The 22,431-nt window shown below is 33.1% G+C and carries 17 protein-coding genes and 1 pseudogene; 4 read left to right on the top strand and 14 right to left on the bottom strand.

Features of this window, described 5'->3' with window-relative positions; genetic code table 11:
• Positions 1-7: 7 nt before the first annotated feature.
• From BJG89_RS01650 to BJG89_RS01635, 4 genes are read right to left on the bottom strand one after another with little or no spacing between them, the layout of a single operon-like run.
• A complete protein-coding gene (locus BJG89_RS01650; RefSeq protein ID WP_096808230.1) occupies positions 8-892 on the bottom strand; it encodes an SIR2 family NAD-dependent protein deacylase in 885 nt (294 codons plus the stop codon).
• The gene (locus tag BJG89_RS01645; protein ID WP_096808229.1) at positions 885-1,670 is read right to left on the bottom strand and encodes a protein-ADP-ribose hydrolase; all 786 of its coding nucleotides are present in this window, start codon (positions 1,668-1,670) and stop codon (positions 885-887) included. The genes BJG89_RS01650 and BJG89_RS01645 overlap by 8 nt, the downstream gene beginning before the upstream one ends.
• A gap of 3 nt (positions 1,671-1,673) precedes the next feature.
• The gene (locus BJG89_RS01640; RefSeq protein WP_096808228.1) at positions 1,674-2,006 is read right to left on the bottom strand and encodes a glycine cleavage system H family protein; all 333 of its coding nucleotides are present in this window, start codon (positions 2,004-2,006) and stop codon (positions 1,674-1,676) included.
• Between the two features lie 25 nt (positions 2,007-2,031).
• The gene (locus BJG89_RS01635; protein ID WP_096808227.1) at positions 2,032-3,036 is read right to left on the bottom strand and encodes an LLM class flavin-dependent oxidoreductase; all 1,005 of its coding nucleotides are present in this window, start codon (positions 3,034-3,036) and stop codon (positions 2,032-2,034) included.
• A 261-nt stretch (positions 3,037-3,297) separates the two neighbouring features.
• On the opposite strand from BJG89_RS01635, the gene BJG89_RS01630 reads away from it, so the two are divergent.
• Positions 3,298-4,527 (top strand): NADH-dependent flavin oxidoreductase, encoded by a 1,230-nt coding sequence (locus tag BJG89_RS01630; protein ID WP_096808226.1) that lies wholly within the window; start codon positions 3,298-3,300, stop codon positions 4,525-4,527.
• Between the two features lie 161 nt (positions 4,528-4,688).
• Here BJG89_RS01630 and xylE read toward each other — a convergent pair whose 3' ends face one another.
• The 4 genes from xylE to BJG89_RS01610 form a co-directional block, all read right to left on the bottom strand.
• Complete coding sequence (xylE, locus tag BJG89_RS01625) at positions 4,689-6,077, bottom strand: D-xylose transporter XylE (RefSeq protein ID WP_096808225.1); 1,389 nt, start codon at positions 6,075-6,077, stop codon at positions 4,689-4,691.
• Between the two features lie 19 nt (positions 6,078-6,096).
• Entirely contained in the window at positions 6,097-7,593 is a 1,497-nt protein-coding gene (gene xylB, locus BJG89_RS01620) for a xylulokinase (protein WP_096808224.1), read from the bottom strand.
• A gap of 5 nt (positions 7,594-7,598) precedes the next feature.
• Entirely contained in the window at positions 7,599-8,921 is a 1,323-nt protein-coding gene (xylA, locus tag BJG89_RS01615; protein ID WP_096808223.1) for a xylose isomerase, read from the bottom strand.
• Positions 8,922-9,192: 271 nt separating this feature from the next.
• A complete protein-coding gene (locus BJG89_RS01610) occupies positions 9,193-10,341 on the bottom strand; it encodes an ROK family transcriptional regulator (RefSeq protein ID WP_096808222.1) in 1,149 nt (382 codons plus the stop codon).
• A 277-nt stretch (positions 10,342-10,618) separates the two neighbouring features.
• Between BJG89_RS01610 and BJG89_RS01605 the strand changes: the two genes are divergently transcribed.
• Positions 10,619-12,061 (top strand): MFS transporter, encoded by a 1,443-nt coding sequence (locus BJG89_RS01605; protein WP_096808221.1) that lies wholly within the window; start codon positions 10,619-10,621, stop codon positions 12,059-12,061.
• Positions 12,062-12,075: 14 nt separating this feature from the next.
• On the top strand, positions 12,076-14,028 hold the full coding sequence (locus BJG89_RS01600; protein WP_096808220.1) for a right-handed parallel beta-helix repeat-containing protein: 1,953 nt from the start codon (positions 12,076-12,078) through the stop codon (positions 14,026-14,028).
• 102 nt (positions 14,029-14,130) lie between these two features.
• Here BJG89_RS01600 and BJG89_RS01595 read toward each other — a convergent pair whose 3' ends face one another.
• From BJG89_RS01595 to BJG89_RS14975, 6 genes and pseudogenes are all read right to left on the bottom strand, one after another.
• The gene (locus BJG89_RS01595; RefSeq protein WP_096808219.1) at positions 14,131-15,315 is read right to left on the bottom strand and encodes a MalY/PatB family protein; all 1,185 of its coding nucleotides are present in this window, start codon (positions 15,313-15,315) and stop codon (positions 14,131-14,133) included.
• 26 nt (positions 15,316-15,341) lie between these two features.
• On the bottom strand, positions 15,342-16,280 hold the full coding sequence (locus BJG89_RS01590) for a TDT family transporter (protein ID WP_096808218.1): 939 nt from the start codon (positions 16,278-16,280) through the stop codon (positions 15,342-15,344).
• A gap of 530 nt (positions 16,281-16,810) precedes the next feature.
• Entirely contained in the window at positions 16,811-17,752 is a 942-nt protein-coding gene (locus BJG89_RS01585) for a mechanosensitive ion channel (RefSeq protein WP_096808217.1), read from the bottom strand.
• A 211-nt stretch (positions 17,753-17,963) separates the two neighbouring features.
• Positions 17,964-18,410, bottom strand: a complete 447-nt coding sequence (gene arr, locus BJG89_RS01580; RefSeq protein WP_418347398.1) for an NAD(+)--rifampin ADP-ribosyltransferase — start codon at positions 18,408-18,410, stop codon at positions 17,964-17,966.
• A gap of 210 nt (positions 18,411-18,620) precedes the next feature.
• On the bottom strand, positions 18,621-19,364 hold the full coding sequence (locus BJG89_RS01575) for a glycerophosphodiester phosphodiesterase family protein (protein ID WP_096808215.1): 744 nt from the start codon (positions 19,362-19,364) through the stop codon (positions 18,621-18,623).
• A 175-nt stretch (positions 19,365-19,539) separates the two neighbouring features.
• Positions 19,540-20,688, bottom strand: a pseudogene (locus BJG89_RS14975) (M23 family metallopeptidase).
• Between the two features lie 375 nt (positions 20,689-21,063).
• On the opposite strand from BJG89_RS14975, the gene BJG89_RS01565 reads away from it, so the two are divergent.
• Positions 21,064-22,254, top strand: coding sequence for an MFS transporter (locus BJG89_RS01565; protein ID WP_096808214.1), 1,191 nt, complete (start codon positions 21,064-21,066; stop codon positions 22,252-22,254).
• The last annotated feature ends 177 nt before the right edge of the window (positions 22,255-22,431 follow it).

Raw genomic sequence — 22,431 nt, 5'->3', positions numbered from 1 at the left:
CTTTCTCCTACTTAGTTAATTTATTATTTGCTTCTGTAATTAATGTCGAAATATCATCAGTTAAATGTACTGTTCTTTTACGTATGTTTTGCGGTATACGATACGCTTTTTTATTCAACGTCATAAATAGTGCATCGGGATTATGGCGTGTCATTCGCTGAAATGGATGTTTCACAAATTGCGGTGTTGTGTACCCAATACCGATTTCTAAATATAACACTTTGCCTTCTTTATGGTTTTCGAGAAATTGATTATAACGCTTGAGTTGTGCTTCAAAATCTGCATCTTCAACCATCCCTACTTGTGCTTTTCGCTTATTTATTTCCATTGGTGCATCACACTTTGGACAATGCGGCATAAGTTCGCGTGGTACTTCCATATTAGATTGTGCTTTAACCATTTGACGGATAGCTGCATCATCTCTATACGTTTCTGCGTGACAATGTTGGCTACATTGCCAAAGAATATATTCTCCTTGAATATGAAACACCTTATTTAAATCATAATTAGCTACTGCAAATGCATTATCTGCATTTGTTGTAATAATATGATGTGCTTTGTCTTTTAGTATTTCTTTTAATGCGATATACGAAGCACCTACTGGTTGGTCTAAGTAATTCAATGCAACGAACCGACTTTGAAAGGCCCAATATTCTTGCCAACTTTCAAATGTATGGAGGCTTGCTTGTAACATATCAAAAAAACCGTACTTTTCTATAAAGTCTGGAAAATTTTGAGTAAATCTTTTGCCAATATAAGTAAAACCATCTGATGCCGACATACCTGCGCCGATACCAACAACCACTGCATCTGCTTCATTGATAGCTTCTGCTAAAACATCAGATTGACTATTATGATTGGTTGATATGGCACGCCATGTTGATTCAGTCATAACGTTTTAGTTCCTCCTTGTATAATTGAGCATCTGTATCAGTATACACATTAAAAATAATATTCATATCGATGTTATGCTCTTTTTTATATGCCAATACAGTATCAATAGCAATCTTTGCCGCTTCTACTTGCGGAAAGCCAAACACCCCTGTAGAGATGCAACAAAACGCAATACTATCTAAATGATGTTGTTCTGCAATTTCTAAACAACTACGGTAAGAACGTGCCAACAAATCCTTATTCATGTTTGAGACTGGTAATTTATGGATTTGTGGTCCTACTGTATGAATAACATGTTGAGCAGGGAGATTATATCCTGAAGTTATTTTAGCTTTGCCTATACCTTCTTTTTTACCTTGTTGTTCCATAAGTTCATGACACGCTAAACGTAACTGTACACCTGCTTTTGTATGGATAATGTTATCAATACAATTGTGATTAGGCTCAAAACAGCCTAATAACCGACTATTAGCTGCATTCACGATAGCATCTACTTTTAATTGGGTAATATCACCTTGCCATAAAAACACATCATCGCCTATAGATGGCGATAATGTGTCCATAGTAGTCATAAAATGATTATTATACGTTTGTAAAAACGCATCTTGAACATTTAAATACATCTCAGAGATAGGTTGAGGCGGTCTTATATTTGCAAGTCCCCTATACATTTCCCATTGGGCTGTGTCACTCTCTGGCAGGTCTAATGTAGCTTCACCATAAGCTTCACGCCATAAGTATTCAATTAAATACGATAAACGTTCTTGTTGTTGCATATATTATGCCTCTGGAAGTGCATTAAATGCTGCTTCGTCAACATTTTCTAATTTAATTAACCAATTTTCTTCTGGCTTTTCTGAATTTAAAATTGTCGGTTCGTCTTCAGCTTTGGTGTTACGTTCTACAATTTTGCCTGCTAAAGGAGATTGAACGTCTAGCACTGTTTTAGAAGCCTCGATACTAACAATTTCATCGTCTACTTCAATATCATCATTACCCATAAATTCAACATAACCAACTGTACCAATGTCATCTTGTAATTCTGGTGTCATACTATAAACATATTGCTCTCCTACTTTTTCTACCCATAAATAATTCGCTAATTTTTTCATAATCATAACTTCCTTTCATAAATCATTATAAATATATTTCTGCAAGTAATTCAATTGCTCGACAACGCGCTTCGATACCTGGTATTAAAGGCACCACCATCACTTCATCAGCGTCAAATTTTTGTATCATACTATCTAATCGTAGTTTTACAGTATCTTTGGTACCAACAATCATACGCGCACGGCCTTGAGTTATTTGGCGCTTATCCCGCTCTGTTAGGTGATACGCGTTTGCTGTATCAATTGTAGGCATGTGTTCAAACTCAGCAAATTGTTGTTTACCTAATAGCCAAATGTCTAGGCTTTTACCTAAAGCTTTAGCTTCTTCTTCTGTATCAGCTAAAGCAATAAAAACAGTGACCATCACAGTTGCATCCATATTCAATGAAGAGGGTTGAAATGCATCACGATAGATATCGACGCTATCTTTCGCTCTATCTATAGCGTTAGCGCTAGGTAGCAAAAATGTACCTAACGTGTACCCCATGCCTTGTGCACCTGCTTTTTTAGCAGATGCCACACTCGTGCTTAGTAACCACATCTGAGGAATGGTACTTGTGCTTGGTTGCGCTACAACATGGTCATGTCGTTGTTTAGTTTGCTGTTCTGTTAAATACTGACGGACGTCTTCAATAGACTGCCCGTAGTCTAAAAAGCGTGCTTTGGTTTCGTTCATAGCTTCTTTCACATATGATGTACCTGCATTATTGCCTATCCCTAAATCAACTCGGCCGGGATGTAATGCTTCTAACATACGAAAATTCTCAGCTACTTTATATGGACTATAATGAGGTAACATGACCCCACCAGAACCCAAACGAATTTTTTTTGTTTTATTCAATATTTGCATCATTAACAATTCTGGACTACTACATGCAAATGCTGGAACGTTATGATGTTCTGTCATCCAAAAACGCTTATAACCGAGTTTGTCAGCTAACTGTGCTAAGCGAATAGTATCTTGTAAGGCATCTTCAGCAGTTTTGCCTTCATCAATGATAGCGTAATCTAACACATTAAATTGGACCACTTGAAATACCACCTCCACTAATCATACATCATACGATACGCTTTGTTAACGTCCATCCTTTAAGTAAGTATATTTGAGTATCTAACCACTTTCAGTTAAGATAAATCCAATACATTATCCTCATCTAATAGGATAACCCATATAGAGAATTTTTGTTAGATTTTGCTTGAAAAATTCTCTACTTTTTTAATTATTTTGACCCTAATCTCATTAAGTGTTACTTTAAAATTAATTATTACAACGAAGATAGAGGTTTTAGTTATGAACACTAATTATGATGCATTATTTGAACCATTGACATTACCGAACGGGGTTATTTTAAATAACCGTTTTGTTTTATCTCCAATGACGACCAATTCTTCCACACAAGATGGCCATATTACAGAACAAGACATTAAGTATGCGCGCCGTCGCGCACATTCTGCGCCACTTCAAGTTACTGGAGCTGCCTACATTGAACCCTACGGACAATTATTTGAATATGGATTTAGTATTACTGATGATCGTTGTATTCCAGGGTTAACCACATTAGCTAATGCGATGAAACAAAGTGGCAATAAAGCTATACTACAACTTACGCATGCTGGTCGTTTTTCAAACCAAGCCATTTTAAATTTTGGGCAAGTCTATGGTCCAAGCGCTATGACGTTAAACACACCAATCAAACATGAAGTATTATCTATGTCTAAAGACAAAATTAAATCAGTAATACAACAATATGCCGATGCGACTTCTCGAGCGATTAAAGCAGGATTTGATGGCGTTGAAATTTCAGCTGCACAACGTTTATTAATACAAACCTTTTTCTCTACTTTTTCTAATTTAAGAACTGATACCTATGGCAGTCAAACTTTAGAGAATAGATCCCGTTTTGAATTGGAAATATTAAAAGCGGTTCAAGCTGTTATTGATCGAGAAGCACCACCTCAGTTTATCTTAGGTTACCGTGCGACACCAGAAGAAACGCGTGGTAGTAAGGTAGGTTATACTGTTAGTGAATTTAATCGTCATTTAGACTGGGTGTTAAAAACTGCCGATATTCAATACTTAGCAATTGCCAGTTGGGGTCGCCAAATTTACCAAAACAAAGTGCGCTCAGAGGGTAAGCATAAAGGTAAGTATGTTAATGCAGTCGTTTATAAATATATTAATGGACGTGTCCCTCTTATTGCTAGCGGTGGGATTAATTCTCCTGAAAGTGCATTAGACGCCCTACAAAATGCAGATATGGTTGGTATGTCCTCACCTTTTGTCACAGAACCGGACTTTGTTACAAAATTAAAAGATCATAGACCAGAAGACATTGATTTGCATGTCACTTTAGATGACATAGATGAATTAGCCATCCCTTATGCAGCGTTTAAAGATATTGTAAAAATGATGGATTATGGTGAAGGTTTAAAAAAAGAAACACGCGATGAGTTGCGCAAACTGGAAACAAATTACGATGCAGTGAATTATCAAGAAGTGGAAACAGAAGATGAGAAATAGACCTCTTTTTGATATTATGATATCAACGCCAATATAGATAAACAGCGTTTAAAACCTTATTTAACAACCTATCTTCATTTAGTAAATGGTTGTAAAAATTATAGAAGACCCTGAGATTACAAATGACTGTCTCAGGGTCTTCTAGTTCGCTATCCTTACATTTATTTTTGCCAAATCGATTCTATTTCTTCTAATGTTTTACCCTTCGTTTCGGGGATAAATTTCCAAATAAAGAGACCGGACAAAATACTCATTAATGCGTAAAAACTATATGTCATTGTCCCACTGATATCCATCATGAATGGATATGTGGAAGTGATTGTAAAGTTGGCTAACCATTGTACTGCAACTGCAATGGCCATAGCAGCACTTCTAATTCTATTAGGAAATATTTCTGATAACAATACCCAAATGATAGGTCCCCAACTCATCATAAATGATGCAGTATAAATCACCATAAATACTAATGTAATCACACCAAATGTACCGTTGGCTGTCAGCACACTCATTCCAATCATACCTATAGCCATACCTGTTGAGCCAATAATCAATAACGGTTTACGTCCAAATTTATCTACATATAAAATCGCAATTACGGTAAATATAACATTAACCAATCCCATGACTACTGTTTGTATCATAGAAGCGTTGCCGCCTGCCCCTAAATTTTCAAAAATTCTTGGTGCGTAATATAGGGCCACATTGATACCAATAAATTGTTGAAAAATTGATAACACGATTCCACAAATGATGACCGTTTTGCCAAAGCTAAATAATGGCGCTTTTACATCATTACCTTTGCGCTTAGTAGATAAAATATCATTCAATACATTTTGCGCATGCTGTTTAGAATTGTATATCTTATTTAGCACTTCAAACGCCGCTTCATTTTTATTAATTAAAGTTAAATATCTTGGTGTCTCTGGCACCATAAACAATAATATAAAAAATAACGCTGCTGGAATAGCTTCTGTTATAAACATATAGCGCCAACCAATAGCGTCTATCCAATGGGATGTTTCTCCAAATGTAATACCATAGTTCACAAAATAAACGACCAACATACCGAAAATAATCGCAAATTGGTTCCAAGAAACAAGTGTTCCTCTTATTGATGATGGAGAAATTTCACTTATATACATAGGAGAAATTGCGGAAGCTAACCCAACGCCTATACCGCCTATAATCCGGTAAAAATTAAACATTAATAATAAACCTAAACTAGCATTGCCTTGCTCAAAGAATAGAAATTCTGGATACCCAGATAATATGGCTGAAATAATAAATAATATTGCAGCTATTTGTAATGATTTCTTTCTACCTAGCCTACTTGAAAAGTTGGATGATAATAACCCGCCAATCACACAACCTATCAAGGCACTTGAAACAGTCAAACCATGAATAAAACTACCATAATCAGCTGTTAAATAACGTTGTAAAGACTGTTCAGCGCCTGAAATAACAGCTGTATCATAACCGAACAACAGCCCACCTAGAGTCGCAATCAATGCAATCGTTACGATGAATTTTTTATTATTATAAGATGACATTTGCCCATCCCCTTATTCACTACTTGAATTGAACTAGTTTATCTGATAATGCTCGCGTACTTCTGTAAACATCTTGATATATTTCATAATATGATTGATATAAACCAACATTATGATCGTCTGAATTTATAGATGCGTTATAATTAATCCACATTTCACTCATATCACTAAAGCTATCAAACCATTGTTCACCCATAGCAGCTAGCATCGCAGCGCCAAACGCTGGACCTTGTTCTTCAGTTCTAGTAGTAATTTGAGCATTAAATACATCAGCCTGTATTTGTAACCAGTGTGGGTTTTTTGCGCCTCCACCGATGGATACAATGTTTTGAACGGCCTTACCTTCACCTCTTATGATTTGAATACTGTCTTTAATTGAAAACGTAACTCCTTCTAAAACAGCGCGTTTTATATCTGCACGCGTTGTATTCGCGTCTAACCCAATAAAACTACCTCGTATTTTGGCATCATTATGCGGTGTTCGTTCACCTAATAAATATGGCGTAAAAATGAGACCATTTGCACCAATTTTCGATTCACTTATTGGTCTTAAAAAAGTTTCAAAATCTTCTTCGTTGCTAAATAATTGCTTAATCCATTCTAGACTGTATCCTGCAGATAATGTGACACCCATAATATATTTTTGATTAGGCACACAATGATTAAAATAATGCACTTTGCCATCATTTTCATAATTTTTATGATTAATAATTGAAAGCGCCACGCCTGAGGTACCAATACTTACTAACTGTTTATTCTCATCTGTAATACCTGCACCTAACGCACCACAAGCATTGTCTGCACCACCTTGGTAAACATTTATTGTTTCTTCCCCTTTATAACCAATTTCTTCCATAATTGATTGGGTCAATGTACCACTAAATCCATGTGATGGAATGATATCTGGACAAATGGTTGTATCAATATCTAATTTTTCTAAAATGGTAGTCGACCAATTTTCTTCTTTAACGTTAAACATAATTGTACCAGCTGCATCTGAAGGCTCAGAATAAAGGTTACCTGTCAACCTATATACGATATAGTCTTTAGGCAACATAAATTTATAAATTTCATTATAATGCGCTGGTTCATGAAGCTTAAGCCATATTAATTTGGGCAAAGTGAAACCTTCAATTACGGTATTCTGTGTTTCATTAAGCAAAGTCTTCAAACCAATTTTTTCTTTAATATCTGCTACCGCTTGAGATGTTCGTGTATCATTCCATAATATAGCTGGTCTAATTACTTGCCCTTGGTTATCTACAATTACCAAACCATGCATTTGACCTGAAAAACTGACACCAGATATTTGATCAACGCCATACTGAGTTACCAAGACTTTTAAACTTTCAATAGCTGCTTCATACCAGATATTTGGGTCCATTTCACTATAGCCAGTATGTGGGTGTTCTGTTTGATAAGAAACGCTATAACTAGACACAACATTGCCTTTTTGATTAACAACTATACTTTTCATACCGCTTGTCCCGACATCTATTCCAATGACGTATTTCATTTCAATCAGTCCTCATTATTAATATTTAAAATATATTGATTAATTTGTGATTTAATCACTTCCAAATGATCCGATTCATTATCGATTGTCGTAAGATTTAAAGCGTGATTTTCTAAATCCTTGAAGGAGACTTCTCCATCAACAATTTGTTTGCCAATACCACTAGCAAATGAAGCATATTTTTTGTCTATGATTTTTTCAAAAAACTGATCTTCAATCATTTTAGACGCCACTCGTAAGCCTAGAGCAAAAGTATCCATACCAGCAACATGTGTTAATATCAGATCTTCTTGTTTAAATGATGTACGTCTTGGTTTGGCGTCAAAATTCAATCCTCCTGGATTAAGTCCACCATTTTTCAATATTTCGTACATTGCCAATGTCGTATCATATACATCTGTAGGGAATTCATCGGTGTCCCATCCTAATTGCGGATGTCCTTGGTTAGCATCTACTGACCCTAAAAGCTCATTATCTCTTGCATAGCGTAATTCATGTTGGAATGAGTGACCTGCTAAAGTAGCGTGGTTTGCCTCAATATTAAATTTAAAATGTTTATCTAGGTCATATTTTTGTAAAAACGCATGAGCTGTCGCTACATCTGTATCATATTGATGCGTTGTGGGTTCTTTAGGCTTGGGTTCAATTAAAAATTGCCCTGTATAACCGATTTCTTCTGCATAAGCAATTGCCATTTTAAAGAATTTAGCTAGGTTATCTAACTCTAGTTTCATATCTGTATTTAATAAACTTTCATAACCTTCACGCCCGCCCCAAAAAACGAAATTCTCTGAACCTAACGTTTTTGCAATTTCTAATGACTTCTTCACTTTTGCTGCTGCGTATGCAAAAACATCTGCATTTGAAGAAGTCGCAGCTCCGTGCACAAAGCGTTGGTGCGTAAAGTTATTTGTTGTATTCCAAAGTAATTTCTTACCTGTTTCATTCATTTTATTTTTAATTAAGCTTACTATTTCATCTAAATTATCGTTTGATTCTTTCAATGTTTTACCTTCAGGAGCAATATCAACATCATGGAAACAGAAGTATTCAACACCTGTTTTTTCCATAAATTCAAAGATAGCTTCTACACGCGCTTTCGATTTACCCATTTCATCTAAATCATCCCAATCTCTAGTAGCTGTTCCTACCCCAAAAGGATCAGATAAATCTGCAGTAAATGTGTGCCAATAAGCAACGCTAAATCTTAAATGTTCTGCCATCGTTTTTCCACCAATGTTCTCATTAGCATTATAATATTTAAAACTAAATGGGTTACTAGATTTAGGCCCTTCGTATTTTATTTGTTCAACGTCAAAGTAAGTCATTAGAATTCCTCCTCAATTTTCCTCCTTAGTTAGTTAATTTAATAAACTAACTAACTTTGAGTATAATATAACACCTCCTCTTCTTTTTGTAAACGCTTACTTAAGAAAATAAAAAAGTAGGATAGAAACCAAACACTTAAATTTGGTTTCTATCCTACTTTTCGAAAATAAATTAATAAATTCTATTACTAATAATTAGTGAAAATATCATACCCGCTCTTTTTTAATCAACAATACCTATGTTTTGAGTTATGGATATATCTAGAAAGTATTAAAAATTAAGTTTTATGTTATCAATTTTTAATACTTTCTGTGTTATTGCAAGGGTTGCTCCCAACAATGTCGAAAACTTAACGTTGGAAGTCAGGCATATCTCTACATTTTTATTTGTATATGTCATAAAAGCTGATTTAATAGCTTCTAAAACGTCCGGTAATTCGTTAATTAATGGACAATTGATATAAATAGCTTCTGGATTAATTTGCATATTTAGATTATATATCAGTATGGCTATTCTCATTGAAAACTGATTTATTTCGTCTACTACAATCTCATTTTTATCATAATATAACTTTTTTAATGCTGTCATGGTTAATTTTTGGTTCAACCTTTCTTCAAGATTATGAACTAAAGCATCTTGAGAACAGATATCTTCAATTTTATGAAATGTTTTATGATTATTTTGAATAACCGAAACGAGCGTTTTTCCAATTTCACCTGCTTCACCATCTGTACCTCTATATAATTTTTTATCAATAATTAAACCCGCGCCAATACCTTTATGTATACTAAGTGTGATTAAATTATTAACTTCTAAGTCATTATTTTCATTACATTCATAAATTGCGGATAAATTCGCTTCATTTTCCACTATGATAGGCACATTTGCGATATCTTTAATACTTTCTGTAATTGAAATATCTTCGATTTCATGAAATGGCAAATGAACAATTTCTTGGTTATTATTAACGATTCCGTGGACAGAAATAGATATACCTAACAACCCATGATGCGTACCATATTTTTCATCTGTATTAATGTGTTGTTTTAACAAATCTAATACATGGCTCATTTTTTTATTAGACAATGGTATAGATTCATGTTTAAGTATTTCACCATTAAAATAGTTATAAATCATTTCAATTGAGCCGTACGCAATATCTAAAGAAATCACGTAGCCAAAATGTTTATTAATTTCTAAAAGTATCGGTTTTCTCCCTCCACTCTTAGTGCTTTCTCCACGTCCTACTTCATTCACTAATTTTTTCTCTTTTAACTTATTTAATATGCTCGAAATCGTTGCTTTATTAATATTTAAATCTTTAGATATTTGAACTCTAGAGATGAGTTTATTATTAAATATTTGTTGTATTACTCGTCTTTGGTTTTCATTTAAATCTAACGCGTCTATTTGTTTCAAACTAACACCACCTCTATATTAACTCTAAAAAATAAGTACAGTACTTTCAATTTAATTACAAAGTTTAATTTAACTATAGCACAAAATATTTCTCTAAACACCTTATGACGCAACCTATAGTTATTCAATTTTCTTTTTCAAAAACAAATATTTAAGTAGTCACCATTTTTAAAGAAAGCGTTTACAAAATTAAAGTTAGGTGGTAATATTTCACTCAAGTTGGTTTGTTTACTAAATTAACTAACTTAGGATAGATGTTTTTACTAGGGGGGATTAAATGAACCAAACAGTTGATGCAAGTTCTGGAGAAAAAAGTATTTTAGTAGATTCGAAAACTGAAACAAAGCGGTTACGTACAAACGAAAAAGTAGTATTTGGTATAGGGGACTTCGGTGCAAATTACAGCTGGACCTTCATTGCGTCATTCATCATTATTTACATGACTGATGTTGTAGGTGTCGCTGGTTCAGTCATTGGCACTATTATACTCATTTGCCGTTTTGCAGATGGCGCTTCTGATTTATTTATGGGGAGCGTCATAGATAATACTAATACAAAGATGGGAAAAGCAAAGCCATGGGTCTTTTGGACAGCACCGATATTAGGTGTTTTGACTTTTTTATTGTTTAATATTCCTGACTTTGTAGGTTATAGCGGCAAAATTGTGTATATTTTTATTATTTATTTTTTGATTTCTGTCGTTTTTTATACTGCTAATAATGTTGCTTATTCATCACTCATTTCATTTATGTCAAAAGATGAAAAAGATCGCGTATCTTTAGGCAGTATACGCTTCATTTTTTCTAATATTAGCGTGCTTTGTATTACAACTTTTACTACTTATTTAGTAACTCTTTTTGGTGAAAACCAACAAGGTTGGACTTATACTGCACTGGTTTACGCATTTTTATGTGCTGTACCGTTAATGATAACTGGTTACTTTGTTAAAGAAAGAAATATTGCAACAAAGCAGTATACGTCAAAAAGTAAAACAAAACGCATACCTTTTACACTTATACTCAAATCATTACTTACTGAAAAATATTTTATTATCACCATTGCGCTCTATCTATTATGGTATTTACGCCAAACTGATAATAGTATGAGAATTTATTATGCAACTTACATCTTTGATAACGCCAATATCATGGCAATATTAAGTATATCTACACTACTTCCTACTATATTAGGATTACTCATAGCGCCTAAATTTGCCGAATTATTAGGCATTAAACAAAGTATTATGATTGGTCTAATTATTTCCATCATTTCTTATATTGTGATGGGTGTTTTCTCAGAGAACTTAACCATGTTGATTGTCGGATTAGTAATTAATGGCATCGGGTTAGTCCCTTTCACGGCAGCTTTAAGTGGTATAGTTGCAGACGTAGGAGATATCATATATTGGAAAACTGGCGTCCCAGTACAAGGTTCTATATTCAGCCTTGCTAGCGCGGGTATGAAAATAGGGTCTGGTTTACAATCTGCAATTGTCGGTTGGTCATTATCCGTTGGTGGTTATGTAGCTGGTGCTGCGGTTCAATCTGAAAGTACAATATTAGCAATTAAGTCCATGCAAATTTACTTCCCATTATTAACAGTGGTATTAATTACGATTATCACACTATTTTTAAATTATGAGAAGTTTATTACACAAATTAAAAATCAGATACGCTCAAATAAAGTAGGTACTTTACGATCTAAACAAATATATAAATAAAGGAGTATTTTCATATGAATCATTTAATACATGTCTCTAAAAATGGGTCTGATTACGGGCTGGGCACAGCATCTTCACCCTTCCTCACTATTGATAAAGGGGCTTCAATAGCTTTACCAGGTGATACTGTTATTGTCCATGAAGGGGTATACAGAGAAGCAATCAAACACATAAATAGCGGCTCAAGTGAGAAACGTAGAATTACATTTAAAGCAGCTGATAACGAAAAAGTAACTATTAAAGGATCAGAAATAATAAATAATTGGAAACACGTTGAACAAAATATATGGAAGGTCGATATTAATAACCAATACTTTAATGGTTTTAATCCCTTTGGTACAAAGCTTTTTGGTGATTGGTTAGTCGTTGATAACGGTAAAACATTAGGCCAAGTTTATATAAATGGTCAAGCCTTATTTGAAGTAAATGATTTTAATAATGTGAGAAACCCTAAAACTGTAAACGAAATATTAGATCATTGGACCAATAAATTAGTCTCTTTTGATTATACTAATGAATCAAAATACGTTTGGTATGCAAAAATACAAGAAGATACTACGACTGTTTACGCCAACTTCCAAGATTACAACCCAAATAACGAATTAATTGAGTTTAACATAAGACCTCATGTTTTTTGTCCGAATAAATCACATACAAACTATATTACAATACAAAATTTTGAAATTGCACACGCAGCAACACAATGGTCACCTCCTACTGCTAATCAAACTGGCATCATTGATACACATTGGAGTAAAAATTGGATTATAGAGAATAATCATATACACAATTCCATGTGTAGTGCTATATCAATAGGCAAAGAAATCTCTACAGGTGATAATTTCAACACTTATAGAAAAGACAAACCCGGCTATCAATATCAAATCGAAACTGTATTCAAATCTGTAAATAGCGATTGGAACAAAGAGACAATAGGTTCACATATTATTAGAAATAATGTAATCCATGATTGTGGTCAAAACGCAATCGTGGGCCATTTAGGTAGTGCTTTTAGTTTTATTTATAACAACCATATTTATAATATTGGAAACAGACGAGAATTCTTTGGTCATGAAATTGCAGGCATAAAATTGCACGCAGCGCTTGATACGCAAGTATATAATAATTATGTTCATCATTGTTCTTTAGGTATGTGGTTTGATTGGCAAACGCAAGGTACTAGAATTAGTAAGAATATATTTGCACATAATACTAGGGACTTATTTGTAGAAGTGAGTAGCGGCCCTTATTTGGTTGACAATAACATTTTAACAGCTGATTACGCATTAGATAATCATGCTCAAGGTGGTGCATATATTAATAATATCATTAGTGGTGAAATTGTTCATAAATTAATGTTAGATAGAGCTACGCCTTATCATGTGCCACACAGCACTTTGATTTCAGGATTTGCACCAGTTTACGGTGGTGATGATCGTTTTTATAATAATATATTTATCGGAAAAAACGGTATTAAAAATATTGGAACTAGTATCTTCAACGACTATACTGTATCATTAAAAGAATATATAGACTTAGTTTCACAAGAAGAAGGAGACCACGAAGCTTTTCATAAAATCAAACAACCAGTATTTATTAACCATAATGCCTATTTTAATCAAGCTGAACATTTTGACAGAGAACAGTCATTTATTCAAGACAACGCGTTTAATCCAAATCTTAATATTCAAGAGGACAACTCGGGCGTTTATTTGGATATGACGATTCCTGAATCATTGCTGAATTTCAAGGGGGATATTCATTCCACATACTCTCTTCCTAAAGTAAGACTAGTAGATGCTGATTTTGAAGATATTGATGGTAGCCCTTTAACATTAAGTTCCGACTTATTAAATCATTCTAGAATTGATATGGCTACACTAGGACCAATCCAACAATTGCGGGTAGGAAAAAATCATATTTTACTATGGGAAAAAGATAATAATACAAAAAATAGTATAGATTAGTTAATAAATGAGGCCCTTTTAAATATTTCATTTTAATAGCATAAGCAAAAACTGAGCGGTATCATGTAATCGTAACACCTCTCAGTTTTTGTTTATATCCTTTTATTGCAATGCTGAAATAAAACGTTCAACGCCATCTTTAACAGTACTTGGGGCACAAGCTACATTCATTCTTAAAAATCCTCTTCCTTCTTCGCCATATTTTGTACCAGGCTCAAGTGCAAGTTTTCCTTTTTCTAATAGCTTATCCATGATTTCTGATTCAGTTAAACCTGTTTGTCTATAGTCAATCCATAATAAATAAGTCGCTTGCGGTTTTTTAATTTTTATCTGCGGTATCGCTTTTGTAATTTCGGCAATAGCGTAATCCATGTTTGATGAAATGATATGCAATAATTCGTCTAGCCAATTTTCACCGTAAGTATAAGCTGCTTCTAATGCAGCTGCTCCAAATGGACTAATGCGATTAACACCTAATCCATGTGCTGTAAAATTAGTTTCTAACGCATGACGAATAGCTTGATTTGGTGAAATAATCAAAGCTGCATGAATACCCGCTAGGTTAAATGTTTTCGTTGGTGCTGTGCAAGTAATAATTTTTTGAGATGCCTGGTCGGATGCTAACTTGCCTAACGGTATATGTTGATATTCAGGAAATACTAAATCAGAATGTATTTCATCTGATAATATCAATACATCATATTTAACACATAATTCAATTATTTTTTCCAACGTAGCTGTTGACCAGACTACGCCTCCAGGATTATGTGGATTACACAATATAAACATGGTTATGCCTTGTTTTAATTTTTCCTCAAAATCTTCAAAGTCAATAGAGTAGTTACCATGTTCTTCTATTAAAGAACACACTACTAATTCTCTATCCATGCCTGAAGGCAAATTTGAAAACGGTGGGTAGACTGGAGGCGTTATTAAAACACGGTCATCTGGCTTTGTAAATGTTTCAATAATAGACGCAATGGCAGGAACAACCCCTGAATGGGCGATAACCCATTCTTTTTCAATATACCAATGATGCCGTTTCTCAAGCCAAGATTGTATTGCGTTTTTACACGATTCATCTAAATAAGAATAGCCAAACACACCATGTTCAACACATCTTTCCAGCGCTTCAATGACAGGTTGTGGCGCTTTAAAATCCATATCTGCAATCCACATTGGTAATACATTTGAGGCGTCTTTAATGTTATATACTGATTCCATAGTGTCCCATTTAACTGATTTTGTCTGTCTTCGATTAACAACGTTATTAAAATGATAAGTCATAACGACCACTCCCTTATATAAAATCCCTATTTAATCATTCTTTTTCTTAAAAACATAAAATACCCAAAAACAACGTAAACGACTGTTAATAACGTAAATAAAATTTCAAACATCATTAAAATGTATAACAAAGCTTTTAACTGCTTAGGCATGCTTACTTGATGCATAAAATTAAAATAAGCAGTTGCTGTTGTTACCCATGGAAAGGTTAAAGCAGAAAACGAAAATCTAAAATTTATTGTTATAAGCTTAGGAATAAACGTTAAAGAAACTACAAACAATAGCTGAGATATCACAAAACCAAATATGGCAATTATTGTTTCTATATGCGTTTCACTTAGTAAATAACCATTGAAACACAGTGCAGCAGGTGCAGCTATAATGATTGACATTGGAAATTGATTTTCATTATATAAACGCCATGTTTTTTTTATTAAAACGATTGCTACTAATATTATAAAGCATATTGTAGCAATATATACGATCATTTTACCAAACATTGGATAAAAATCTCCTGACGTTTCAGATATAACTCCGATACCTACAAACGTTACAAACCAACTCGTATTCGGTATAACCTTATCTTTCCTATGTAAAATAATATGGTAATAAACAAATCCCATTATAATGATGAATTGTACTACAATCGTTATCCACCATAACCATATCATTCCTACAAATTCAAATTTAAAATGATGATATATAATATAAATAATTGTCATTAAAGCCATCGTAAAAGCTGGAAAAGTGGCGCAGATATTACGATCAGTCAATTCATCCAAAACTAAACGTGGGTATAAAAGACATTTTTTTATAAAGAGCAACAAAACAATACAACTCAATATAAAAAATACTGTAGCTAAAATATTCCAAGACATATTAAATAACAAATTACTTAGAGAAACTAAACCTAAAACTAAACCACAAATAGCTGTCGGTAATGCTTTAGTTAATTTATAAAACATACTTTTTAATCCTTTTACATTATATAGTTATATTATCACTATACTATTTTAATACTATTATTGCGTTAAATAAGATTATAATTAATTAATTTTAATAAGTTAATATCCATTGTTTGCTTTCACTTAAAAATATAAAAGGACCTGAAACATAAGGTTAATGTCTCAGATCCTTCAATAAAATTGATAATAATTACCTAGATTGAAATTAGTTTATAACAAACTTTTAAAGCGCTGAGCCATAAATAATGTGTCAGTCTTAGATTTCATTTTGACAGTAGATGAATGTAATGAAAATGCAAAGTCTATTGCTTTAAAAAACTACTTTTGAAGTTTCACTGCTCAATTTTATTGAGTTATTGATACTTATACATGAGTCTTAACTCATGTAATCTAATGCACTTGGATCTAGTAGTGCTTATACAAGCGCTTTAGCTCTATTACGCTTTGCCATAAAGGAAAAGAAATCTATATAGAAAAACGAGATTTCTGCCCCTCTCCCTTCTCACGTATTTTAAAAATCATCTACTTTACTATTTATCTTTTTCAGAGTCAATTTTGTCTGAGAATTTATTTAATTGTTTTTCAGCAAATGATTTTCCACCTATGCCAAAAGCGATTGCGAAAGCAACTGCAACGGCACCTAAAATTAATAAGAACGCTACGTTTACAATGCTTTGCGCAAAGTTTAATTGGTCTAAAGTCATAAATACGGAAACGATAATAACTAAATATTTTACAATTTCAGCTAACATACCATTTCCTGTAGATTTGTTAATTAATTTAGCAATTAAGTTACCACCTATTAAACCTAATCCTAAAATAATCGCTGCTGATATTACTAATGGTAAATAACCGATAATAGCCGCGCCAATTTGATTTAATACCGTTAAGTTCACTGTATTTAATGCTTGAACAGTGAAAAATAAACCAATTAACGCAGTGATAACCCAACCTGTTGCCACTGGGATATCTATACTTTCTTTGTTTTCACCAAAATTCACATAACGGTTAAATTTGCTCACATTTAGGCTTGATAAAATATTTTTTACTAAAGTACCTAAGACTTTTGCAATAAAAATACCGATTACTAGTATAATAACTGCAACAATAATTTTAGGTGCAAAGTTAAGTATACTACTCATCATGCCTTTAATAGGTTTAGACACCGACTGCATATTTAATGAATCAAATACAGATGATAAAAATAGCAAGAACACTAAGAAGTAACCTAATTTACCAAATGTTTGTATTAATCCAGAAGATTGTGATTCTCCTCCTTCATTATCTACCAAACCCTTCTTTTGTAGCCAAGATTCAAAACCTAATGCACTTAGCCCTTTCACAATAACTTTCTTGACAATTACTGCAATAATCCACGCAATAATTAAGAATATGATTGCGCCTATAACATTTGGTATGAAGCTAATAATACTATCTAGTGCGCTCATTAAAGAATCTAATATTTTACTCATATCGATTGCCCCCTTTTTTTGACAGATACCCTAGTAAAATAAAATTAATCATATTCATATATTTTTTAAAAAAATATTTTTGTGCATTAAGATAATACTACCTATCATTTATTTATCAAACAGCAAATAAATATATTGCGAAGTAATTAATTATGAATTAAACGAACTTTCTATTAAATTAACCCTATAATTAATTTTTTATTTATAACTATTAATCTTCTATAATATCTAAACCTTCACTTCTCAATTGTTCAATTTTTACTAGCATCTGGTTGATTGCTTCTTCAGAATGACTTTCCCATGAACCTAATTCTGCAACAATTTTCAATGGCTCACTAGAACGATATGAACACGTTGGGTTGCCAGGAAACTTCTTGTCTGTAACATTGGGATCATCTTCAAATTCTCCTAGTGGCTCTATGATATAAATGTGTGCATCTGCTTCTTCTTTAGCTAATGCTACAGCCAATTCAGCGCCCCATTTTGCTGCTTCTAATGTTCCTGTAAAATAAATATAATTTATGATGCGGTCTTGATAATTAGATTTTTGCAAAGGATTTAATAAATCACCTATCTGCAACTGAGCTTTTGTGCCATGTAAATATAAATCTTGTTCAAATGCTTGTTTTTGATTTTCCATAAAATAGCCCCCCCACATTTCGCTAAAGCGTCTTACTATTATATGTGCCAATTAATAAAAGAAGTAGTCTATAATATTTATTTTTCATATAGTATAATAAACACAAAGGGAATATTTAATTATAATTATTAAACATACTTCCAACAATATCGTACATAGTCTTATATAAAATGAGGACACAAAATTACACTACCATTTTGTATCCTCATACTATTATATGTCGATGAATTAACTATTTAAATGTACTAATTCATCCGCTTTATCTGTGAAAATCCCGTCTACGCCCCAATTAGACAATTGATTAGCCCTCATCTTGTTATTTACTGTCCATACATTTAATTCATAACCAGCATTTTTAATTGAACGTACACGATTTTTTGTAAGCTTTGCATCTTCTATATTTACAATATTTGACCCGCAATAATTTAAAAGCGTTCTCCAATCTCCAGTAAATGCTGCAGCTTTAAAAATAACCGCACGTTTATATTGGGGCATGAATTGCTGTGCTAATTTTACTAAAACAAGATTAAAACTTGATAACAGAACATCTGAATCAGAGTTTAGCTTTTTTAATTTTTCAGTAACTTGTCTAATCATACTTTCAGACAAATCGCTGCCGTTGTCACCTGTTACACCTTTCAATTCAATATTCAAATTCATTTTATGGTTATTAGCAAATGTAATGATTTCATCGAAAGTTGGTAATCTTTCATTCTTATATTGCGAATGGAACCAGTTTCCTGCAGAGGCTTGTTTGACTTCATCATAGTACATGTGCGTGACTTCACCAATCATATCCGTTGTTCTATCTAAAAAATCATCGTGAATAATAATGAGCTTTTCATCTTTTGTTATAGCAACATCTAGTTCAACCCACTTGAGCCCAGACACCTTTGCTGCTGCTTCAAATGCTGCTAACGTATTTTCGGGAGCTTTACTTGGTAAGCCTCTATGGCCATATATTGTAAACATATCATCTTCCCTTTCAATTAGACTTTAGTGTAATTATGATATGTCATTGATCATAATTCAAATAATCTAAGTCATATTTGAAGCCATTACATATTGCTTTAAGCTAAACATAGTTAATAAAAATCGCCTCTGATATCCTTTTAAAGATATTCAAAGGCGACTGATATGTCATATATTATGATTTTGAATTTACGTATGATGTTGGGTCAACTGAATACTCGTTACCGACGCCACCTTGCATACGTTGGAAGTGTAGGTGAGGTGCAGTAGAATTACCTGTGCTACCTGAAAGGCCAATTTGTTGTCCTTCTTTCACCTGTTGCCCTTTTTGAACATTTAAGGAATTCATGTGCATATACCATTGATAGTTATCACTGTTTTTCTCTTGGATTGTAACTTGGTTACCACCACCATAGTTACTCCAACCACTTTGGATTACAGTGCCATCAGCCAATGAATAAACGGGTGTATTTTCAGACATAGCATAGTCAACACCGTAGTGTGCGCCTCCGCCATGATAGCTACCGTATGGTTGTAATTGGCGATGCTTAGTTAACCAATTTGCTGAGTGCGTCTCGTTATTGCTCGTACTGTTAGAAGTCGTTGATTGACTTGTAGTGTTTTGTTGTGGTGCGTTTGTAGTGCTTTGTTGCGATGAATCTTGTTGTTGTGATGTGTTTTGTTGCGGTGCAGCTTGTTCTTATTGTTGCGGTGCAGCTTGTTGTTGCGGTGTAACATCATTACTTGATGTAGCATTTTGTTTCACATCATTATGACCATTATTTTGTGTATAGCTGCTTTCATAATTGTCTGCTGATGTATGATTTTGTGTATTATCTACACTGTCATTTGAATTATTTTGAGTTGCTTGAGCAGTTTGATTCGTTCTTTCATCGTTGGCAATTTCGTTATTTTCTGGCGCTTCATTTATGTCATAACCTTCAGATTGAACTTCTGAGTGGCTTTGATTGCCAGTGTAATTATTATCATCTGAAACATTTACATCATTAGTATTTGTAACATTAGAACCTTGATCGTTCATTGGGAAATAATAATAGTGATATTGTCCTTCATTATCGATTAAATAAAAGTAATATTGCTGTTGATCAAACATAGATTGGTCCCAGTTACCATCTAATGTGTGATGATAGTTCCCATTATCATCTTGATCAATATAACCGTAATTAAAAATATCATTATAAGATTGATTACTTGTATATTGTGCGTTAGATTGATTGTTTTCTGAAGCCTGTGCTTCTCCTTGTGCAACGCCAATTGCTCCTAAAGATAACGTAGCAATTGTGGCTGTAACCATTTTTTTCATAATTAATAAATCCTCCCAAAAATTTTACTTACATCATCGTACCAAAGAATCTGTATAAAGAGAATAGTAGAAACTGTTTTTTAATTTTCTAGTAATTTATTTGAGATGTGATATAAATTTTTTGAAAATTCCTTATATAACAATAGATAGCGCTTTCGCAAATTTAAGTTAAGCACAATCTTTAGTTAGTACAGTTACTTTCGAACAAGTACAACAGTTTACTTTTTACTTATTTTTTGTAAATTATTTTTGTTATTTTTCTAAATTATTACAAATCATCTTTTATAATTGCTTTTAAATTTAAAAACAGTGTTTTTTTGATATGGTGCATTACATGCTAATATGGAATTATTAAATAAAAGTGGGGTATGCAATATGGATGGTTTACCAAATAATTATGTAACAAAAGGGTCAAAAACTTATATTAAAATAATCGTTGCGCTTTTTATCTCTGGGTTTACAATATTTTCTATACTTTATAGCGTCCAACCCTTAATACCCCATTTTACAAAATCTTTTAATGTAAGCGAAACTATGGCTAGCTTAGCTTTATCCTCTGCAACATTAACCCTTGCGTTTGCAATGTTGTTTTTTGGCGCTATTTCGGAAGTTCTTGGACGAAAACCTATTATGATTTTTTCAGTGCTTTCTGTGTCCATACTCGCTTTAATTCAACCTTTTTTGGCAGATTTCAATACTTTTTTAATTGTACGGCTGATACAAGGTATATGTTTAGCAGGACTACCTTCTATAGCTATGGCTTATATTGGTGAAGAAATCTCACCTCACAATTTACCTGAAGCGATGGGCATTTATATAAGTGGCAACGCATTCGGAGGCGCTTTTGGTCGTATTTTCACAGGATTTATCTCTAGTATTTACGGTTATCAAGTTGGTTTAATCACTATCGGCATAATTAGTGTCATTGCTGCTATTGTATTTACTTTTTTACTACCAAACTCACAGCATTTTGAAAAACAACGATTTTCAGTAAAAGCATTATTAATAAGCTATGCCCAACATTTGAAAAATGTCAGACTATTAAAACCTTTTATGGTCGGCTTTTTATTATTAGGATGTAATATTGCAGCGTTCAATTATATTGGCTTTGTTTTAGCAGATGAACCATATCGATTACATGATAGTCTTATTAGTTTTATTTATTTACTCTTTTTAATAGGTATGATTTCTTCCATACTTAATGCAAAACTTCGCTCAAAGTTAGGCACTTTAAACGCTTTGAAATTTAGCATTTTGTTATTAATAGTTGGTATATGTATTACATTATTACCACCATTGTCATTCAAAATACTTGGTCTCGCATTTAGTGTATACGCGTTTTTTAGCGGTCATGCTATCGCAAGTGCTGTTGTTGCCGGAAGAGCTGAACATCATAAAGCACAAGCTTCTAGTTTGTATTTATTATTTTATTATATGGGGTCTTCTGTAGGTGGCACATTAGCAGGTTATTTTTACAGCCTCTTACAATGGCCCGGCGTTGTAATAATGATTACGAGTTTTATGATAATTGCATTCATTATTTCACTTACCATTAGACAAAAATAGAGAGCAAGAGAGAAATCACATTTTTAAATGGTCTCCTTATCTTGCTCCCTATCAAAGATACCTAAAAAGGTTATAAAAGCTTAATACAATTTTTATACTAGACGTCAATTGCTTATATCCAGTTTATGGTTAAGGTATATGTGTTCATCACTTAATCTCAGTTTCCTTATTGTTTCA

The organism is Staphylococcus nepalensis (genome assembly GCF_002442935.1).
Taxonomy (GTDB): domain Bacteria; phylum Bacillota; class Bacilli; order Staphylococcales; family Staphylococcaceae; genus Staphylococcus; species Staphylococcus nepalensis.
Note: the sequence above shows the minus strand (reverse complement) of the source record. Positions and strands in the feature narration are given on the sequence as shown.

Coding starts and splice junctions, on each gene's coding strand:
- BJG89_RS01650 (WP_096808230.1), bottom strand. CDS start 892: ATGACTGAATCAACATGGCGTGCCATATCAACCAATCATAATAGTCAA.
- BJG89_RS01645 (WP_096808229.1), bottom strand. CDS start 1,670: ATGCAACAACAAGAACGTTTATCGTATTTAATTGAATACTTATGGCGT.
- BJG89_RS01640 (WP_096808228.1), bottom strand. CDS start 2,006: ATGAAAAAATTAGCGAATTATTTATGGGTAGAAAAAGTAGGAGAGCAA.
- BJG89_RS01630 (WP_096808226.1), top strand. CDS start 3,298: ATGAACACTAATTATGATGCATTATTTGAACCATTGACATTACCGAAC.
- xylE (WP_096808225.1), bottom strand. CDS start 6,077: ATGTCATCTTATAATAATAAAAAATTCATCGTAACGATTGCATTGATT.
- xylB (WP_096808224.1), bottom strand. CDS start 7,593: ATGAAATACGTCATTGGAATAGATGTCGGGACAAGCGGTATGAAAAGT.
- xylA (WP_096808223.1), bottom strand. CDS start 8,921: ATGACTTACTTTGACGTTGAACAAATAAAATACGAAGGGCCTAAATCT.
- BJG89_RS01605 (WP_096808221.1), top strand. CDS start 10,619: ATGAACCAAACAGTTGATGCAAGTTCTGGAGAAAAAAGTATTTTAGTA.
- BJG89_RS01600 (WP_096808220.1), top strand. CDS start 12,076: ATGAATCATTTAATACATGTCTCTAAAAATGGGTCTGATTACGGGCTG.
- BJG89_RS01595 (WP_096808219.1), bottom strand. CDS start 15,315: ATGACTTATCATTTTAATAACGTTGTTAATCGAAGACAGACAAAATCA.
- BJG89_RS01590 (WP_096808218.1), bottom strand. CDS start 16,280: ATGTTTTATAAATTAACTAAAGCATTACCGACAGCTATTTGTGGTTTA.
- BJG89_RS01585 (WP_096808217.1), bottom strand. CDS start 17,752: ATGAGTAAAATATTAGATTCTTTAATGAGCGCACTAGATAGTATTATT.
- arr (WP_418347398.1), bottom strand. CDS start 18,410: ATGTGGGGGGGCTATTTTATGGAAAATCAAAAACAAGCATTTGAACAA.
- BJG89_RS01575 (WP_096808215.1), bottom strand. CDS start 19,364: ATGTTTACAATATATGGCCATAGAGGCTTACCAAGTAAAGCTCCCGAA.
- BJG89_RS01565 (WP_096808214.1), top strand. CDS start 21,064: ATGGATGGTTTACCAAATAATTATGTAACAAAAGGGTCAAAAACTTAT.